Source organism: Rugamonas sp. (assembly GCF_025354735.1).
Lineage (GTDB): Bacteria > Pseudomonadota > Gammaproteobacteria > Burkholderiales > Burkholderiaceae_D > Rugamonas.
Genome location: NZ_JANXMI010000087.1, coordinates 1 through 5,498, shown reverse-complemented (window position 1 = coordinate 5,498; position 5,498 = coordinate 1). Strand labels below are relative to the sequence as shown.

Sequence of the window (5,498 nt, the reverse complement as noted above, 5' to 3'; positions counted from 1 at the left end):
GGCCGCCGCCCCGGCCGCCGCGCCCGTCGCCAACAAGGGCGACACCGCCTGGATGATGGTGTCGACGCTGCTGGTCATCATGATGAGCATCCCCGGCCTGGCCCTGTTCTACGGCGGCCTGGTGCGCTCGAAAAACATGCTGTCGATCCTGTTGCAGGTGTTCATGATCTTCGCCGTCATCATCGTGCTGTGGTGCTTGTACGGCTATTCGATCGCCTTCACCGAGGGCAACGCCTTCTTCGGCAAGTTCGACCGCGCCTTCCTGAACGGCATCTGGGATCCGGCCAAGGCCAGCTTCGCCACCGCCGCCACGTTCAGCAAGGGCGTCGTGCTGCCCGAGTTCGTCTACGTCGCCTTCCAGGGCACGTTCGCCGCCATCACTTGCGCGCTGATTATCGGCGCCTTCGCCGAACGCGCCAAGTTCACCGCCGTGCTGGCCTTTGTCGTGCTGTGGTTCACCTTCGCCTACCTGCCTATCGCCCATATGGTCTGGTTCTGGACCGGTCCGGACGCCATCAAGGATGCCGCGACGCTGGCCACCGAAACGGCCAAGGGCGGCTTCCTGTTCCAGAAGGGCGCGCTCGACTTCGCCGGCGGCACCGTGGTGCACATCAACGCCGCGGTCGCCGGCCTGGTCGGTGCCTTCATGATAGGCAAACGCGTCGGCCTGGGCCGCGAATCGATGGCGCCGCACTCGCTGACCATGACCATGATAGGCGCGTCGCTGTTGTGGGTGGGCTGGTTCGGCTTCAACGCCGGCTCGGCGCTGGAAGCGGGCGACATCGCCGCCCTGGCCTTCATCAACACCCTGCTGGCGACCGCCGCCGCCGCCGTGTCGTGGGTGGCCGGCGAGTGGCTGGTCAAAGGCAAGCCGTCGATGCTGGGCGGCGCCTCCGGCGCGGTGGCCGGCCTGGTCGCCATCACCCCGGCTTGCGGTTTCGTCGGTCCGATGGGCGCCTTGGTGATCGGCTTGCTCGCTGGTATAGTCTGCCTGTGGGGTGTGAATGGTTTGAAACGCCTGATCGGCGCCGACGATTCGCTGGACGTCTTCGGCGTCCACGGCGTGGGCGGTATCCTGGGTGCACTGTTGACCGGCGTGTTCGCGTCGCCGGCGCTGGGCGGCCAGGGCATCATGGACTACGTGGCCAATAAAATGTCGGCTGATCCGTACTCGATCATCGACCAGGTCAAGATCCAGGCCGAAGCGATCGGCACGACGATTGTGTGGTCCGGCATCGTTTCCTTCATCGCGTACAAGCTGGTCGACATCCTCATCGGCCTGCGCGTACCGGAAGAAGAGGAACGCGAAGGCCTGGACATCACCAGCCATGGCGAGTCCGCTTACCATGCCTGATCGTCCGGTCTGACCCGGCCCGCCACGCGCGGGTCCGCCAAAAGCGCCTCCGCATGAGGCGCTTTTTTCATTTCCGGGGTTTAAAACGTGGTTTTCGCCCCGATTTGGGGTACTTGCACGGTAATATTAGTCAGTTCTGTGTATTTGGAACCTCCGATACACATATTAAGGAAGTCAACATGGTTCCCCATCTCGCCACGGCCCTGACCGGACCGCTGCTCGATCTAGAAGAGAAAATCCTTGCCGCCACCCCGGCCATCGAGCGTTGGTTCCGACTGGAATGGCAAGAGCACACGCCGCCTTTCTACTGTTCGGTCGACATGCGCAACGCCGGCTACAAGCTGGCCCCGGTGGACACCAATCTGTTCCCCGGCGGCTTCCACAACCTGGCCACCGAGATGCTGCCGCTGTCGGTCCAGGCCGGCATGGCCGCCATCGACAAGTATTGCCCGGACGCGCGCAACCTGCTGGTGATCCCGGAGCTGCACACGCGCAATCCGCACTACCTGCAAAACGTGGCGCGGCTGATGCAGATCTTCCGCCAGACCGGCCTGCACGTGCGGCTGGGCTCGCTGTCGCCCGACATCACGCAGCCGACGCCGCTCGCTCTGCCCGACGGCAATATGCTGGTCATCGAGCCGCTGGTGCGCTCGGCCAACGGCCGCCGCCTGGGCCTGAAGGATTTCGACCCCTGCACCATCCTGCTCAACAACGACCTGTCGGCCGGCATCCCCGACATTTTGCAGAACATCCACGAGCAAAGCCTGCTGCCGCCGCTGCACGCCGGCTGGGCCCTGCGCCGCAAGAGCAACCACTTCGCCGCCTACGATGAAGTGGCGAAGAAATTCGGCAAGCTGATCGGCGTCGACCCGTGGATGCTGAACCCCTTCTACGCCAAGTGCGGCGCCGTCGACCTGATGAGCGGCGAGGGCGAGGAATGCCTGGTCGCCAGCGTCGACGCGCTGCTGGCCAAGATCCGCAAGAAGTACAAGGAATACGGCATCAAGGACCAGAAGCCCTTCGTCATCATCAAGCCCGACGCCGGCACCTACGGCGCCGGCATCATGACGATCAAGGACGCGTCCGAGATCAAGGACCTGAGCCCGGCCCAGCGCGCCAAGATGACGGTGGTCAAGGACGGCAAGGCCGTCACCGACATCATCATCCAGGAAGGCGTGCCGACCTTCGAGAGCATCAAGGACGCCGTGGCCGAACCGGTGGTCTACATGATAGACCGCTACGTGGTCGGCGGCTTCTACCGCGTCCACGCCGAAAAAGGCATAGACCAGAACCTCAACGCGCCCGGTTCGCAATACGTGCCGCTGGCGTTCGCCCAGCAGCACGCCATCCCCGACCTCAAGGCCAAGCCGGGCACGGCCGCGCCGAACCGCTTCTACGTCTACGGCGTGGTGGCGCGCCTGGCGCTGCTGGCCGCGTCGCTGGAAATGGAACGCACCGACCCCAATCCCGAGGTCTATTGACGGGCTGAGGGAGCGGCGAACGGATCGGCTAACGGGGCGGCGCCGATGCCCCGGCCCGATCTCGGCTAAAATCAGGCCTTACCCAGAATGGATGCGCCCATGAAAATTGCTTTCCTTGCCGATCCGTTGGCCAGTTTTAAGACCTACAAGGATTCCACCTACGCCATGATGGCCGAAGCGGCCCGTCGCGGCCACGCCATCTACGCGTTCGAGCAAAAAGACATGGCGCTCGACGGCGGCATCGTCTACGCCAACGCCGCGCGCATCACGCTGACCGCGCAGGGGCCGGACCATGCCCACGACTGGTACCGCGCCGACGCGCCCGAGGAAACCCGGCTGACCGCCTTCGACGCCGTCATCCAGCGCAAGGACCCGCCGTTCGACATGGAATACATCTACGGCACCTATCTGCTGGAGCTGGCCGAGATGCAGGGCGCGCGCGTGTACAACAAGCCGTCCGCAATCCGCGACAACAATGAGAAAATGTCGATCGCCCAGTTCAGCCAGTTCACCGCGCCGACGCTGGTGACGGCCAGCGAAGCGCGTCTGCGCGCCTTCCAGGCCCTGCACGGCGACGTGATCCTGAAGCCGCTCGACGGCATGGGCGGCGCCGGCGTGTTCCGCGTCACGGCCGACGGCATGAACCTGGGCGCCATCATCGAAACGCTGACCGACAACGGCCGCCGTACCATCATGGCGCAGCGCTATATTCCGGCCATCGCCAAGGGCGACAAGCGCATCCTCGTCATCGCCGGCAAGGCGGTGCCGTTTTCGCTGGCGCGCATACCGCAGGCCGGCGAAGTGCGCGGCAACCTGGCCGCCGGCGGCACCGGCGTGGCCCAGCCGCTGACGGCGCGCGACCTCGAAATCGCCGAGACGCTGGGTCCTGTCCTGGCCGCGCGCGGCCTGCTGCTGGTCGGCCTGGACGTGATCGGCGACTATCTCACGGAAATCAACGTCACCAGCCCGACCTGCTTCCAGGAGATCACCGAGCAGGCCGGCTTCCCGGTGGCGGCCATGTTCATCGACGCCGTCGAACAGGCGGTGGCCGCGGCATGAACATCCATCGGCGGCGCGCCCCCCCAAAATAATTGCGCCGAACGCGTTGTAAAGCGTTCGCGCTCACTGGCGGTTTAATCATATGGTTGGCATACTGCTCATGACTCACGCACCACTCGGCCAGGCCTTCATCGCCGCCTGCGTCCACGTGTTCCGTGGTCCGACCGAACGGCTGGAGGCGATCGACGTGGTCGCCGACCAGGACTTGATGGAAGTGCAGGCGCTGGCAGCCGAGGCCATCAAGCGCCTCGACGCCGGCGACGGCGTGCTGGTCATCACCGACGTCAAAGGCGGCACGCCGTCGAACTGTTGTAATAAACTGGCCGATGAGGGCCGGGTCGCCGTGATCGCCGGCATCAGCCTGCCGATGCTGCTGCGCGCCATCACCTACCGCCGCGACACGCTCGACGTCGTCGTCGAGATGGCGCTGGCCGGCGCGCAAAGCGGCGCCGTGCGGGTCGACAACCGGATCCGCGTGGGCCAGGGCGGCCCCTAGCAAGACCCCGACGTGACCGCCGCGCAGACAGGCGGCGGTTTTTTGCAGTGCGCATTGCGATAGCCATCTGATTGAGACGACAGAAAAATGATTCAACAAGAACTAGAAATTATCAACAAGCTCGGGCTGCATGCGCGCGCCTCCGCCAAGTTCACGCAGCTGGCGGCCAAATACCAGAGCGACGTCTGGCTCACCCGCAACGCGCGCCGCATCAACGCCAAGTCCATCATGGGCGTCATGATGCTGGCCGCCGGCAAGGGCGCCAAGGTGACGCTGGAGGCCGACGGCGCCGACGAGGGCGCCTGCATCCTCGCGCTGGCGGCGCTGGTCAACGACAAGTTCGGCGAAGGCGAGTAATGGCCGCCGAGCGCAGCCGGCCGCGCACCCAGACCGGGCAGCGCATGGCATCGTTCACGCTGCACGGCATCCCGGTCTCGCGCGGCATCGCCATCGGCCGCGCCCACAAGCTGGCGCCGGCGGCGCTCGACGTCAAGCACTACCTGGTGGCCGAAGAGCACATCGAGGCCGAGGTGGCGCGCCTGCAGCAGGCGCTGGCCGCCGTGCACCGCGAGCTGCAAACGCTGTGGAACGAACTGCCCAAGGACGCGCCGACGGAGCTGGGCGCCTTCATCGACGTGCACGCGCTGATCCTGTCGGACCCGCTCATCTCCGAAGCGCCGCTCGACATCATCCGCAGCCGCCACTACAACGCCGAATGGGCGCTGCTGACCCAGATCGACGAGCTGTCGGCGCAGTTCGACGAAATCGAAGACCTGTATCTGCGCGAGCGCAAGGCCGACATCCAGCAGGTCGCCGAGCGCGTGCTCAAGGTCTTGATGGGCAGCGCCCAGATCCTGCCCAAGACCGACGGCGGCGCCGACGAATTCCAGGCCCAGATGATCATCGTCGCCCACGACATTTCGCCGGCCGACATGCTGCAATTCCGCGACCGCTCCTTCATCGGCTTCGTCACCGACGTCGGCGGCCAGAACTCGCACACGGCCATCGTCGCGCGCAGCCTGGACATCCCGGCCGCCGTCGGCATGTCGCAGGCGTCGACGCTGATCGACCAGGACGACTGGCTCATCATCGACGGCGACGCCGGCGT

General features: G+C 65.4%; 6 protein-coding genes. All 6 read left to right on the top strand.

Going from position 1 to position 5,498, the window contains the following annotated elements:
• A partial coding sequence (locus Q0S71_RS07800; RefSeq protein WP_295993767.1) for an ammonium transporter occupies positions 1 to 1,354 on the top strand: 1,354 nt, incomplete at its 5' end.
• 179 nt (positions 1,355 to 1,533) lie between these two features.
• Positions 1,534 to 2,835: a glutamate--cysteine ligase gene (gene gshA, locus Q0S71_RS07795; protein ID WP_295993766.1), complete on the top strand. Its 1,302-nt coding sequence runs from the start codon at positions 1,534 to 1,536 to the stop codon at positions 2,833 to 2,835.
• Positions 2,836 to 2,934: 99 nt separating this feature from the next.
• Positions 2,935 to 3,894 carry a glutathione synthase gene (gshB, locus tag Q0S71_RS07790; RefSeq protein ID WP_295993764.1) on the top strand — a complete coding sequence of 320 codons (960 nt, stop codon included), beginning with the start codon at positions 2,935 to 2,937 and terminating at the stop codon, positions 3,892 to 3,894.
• 82 nt (positions 3,895 to 3,976) lie between these two features.
• Positions 3,977 to 4,390: a PTS fructose transporter subunit IIA gene (locus Q0S71_RS07785; RefSeq protein WP_295993762.1), complete on the top strand. Its 414-nt coding sequence runs from the start codon at positions 3,977 to 3,979 to the stop codon at positions 4,388 to 4,390.
• An 87-nt stretch (positions 4,391 to 4,477) separates the two neighbouring features.
• A complete protein-coding gene (locus Q0S71_RS07780) occupies positions 4,478 to 4,747 on the top strand; it encodes an HPr family phosphocarrier protein (RefSeq protein WP_295993760.1) in 270 nt (89 codons plus the stop codon).
• Positions 4,748 to 4,791: 44 nt separating this feature from the next.
• Positions 4,792 to 5,498: phosphoenolpyruvate-utilizing N-terminal domain-containing protein (locus Q0S71_RS07775; protein ID WP_295993768.1), on the top strand; the 707-nt coding region annotated here is incomplete at its 3' end.

Bases quoted from the DNA above. Each gene is read 5' to 3' on its own strand.
- Q0S71_RS07785 (WP_295993762.1), top strand. From the start codon at position 3,977: ATGGTTGGCATACTGCTCATGACTCACGCACCACTCGGCCAGGCCTTC.
- gshA (WP_295993766.1), top strand. From the start codon at position 1,534: ATGGTTCCCCATCTCGCCACGGCCCTGACCGGACCGCTGCTCGATCTA.
- Q0S71_RS07780 (WP_295993760.1), top strand. From the start codon at position 4,478: ATGATTCAACAAGAACTAGAAATTATCAACAAGCTCGGGCTGCATGCG.
- gshB (WP_295993764.1), top strand. From the start codon at position 2,935: ATGAAAATTGCTTTCCTTGCCGATCCGTTGGCCAGTTTTAAGACCTAC.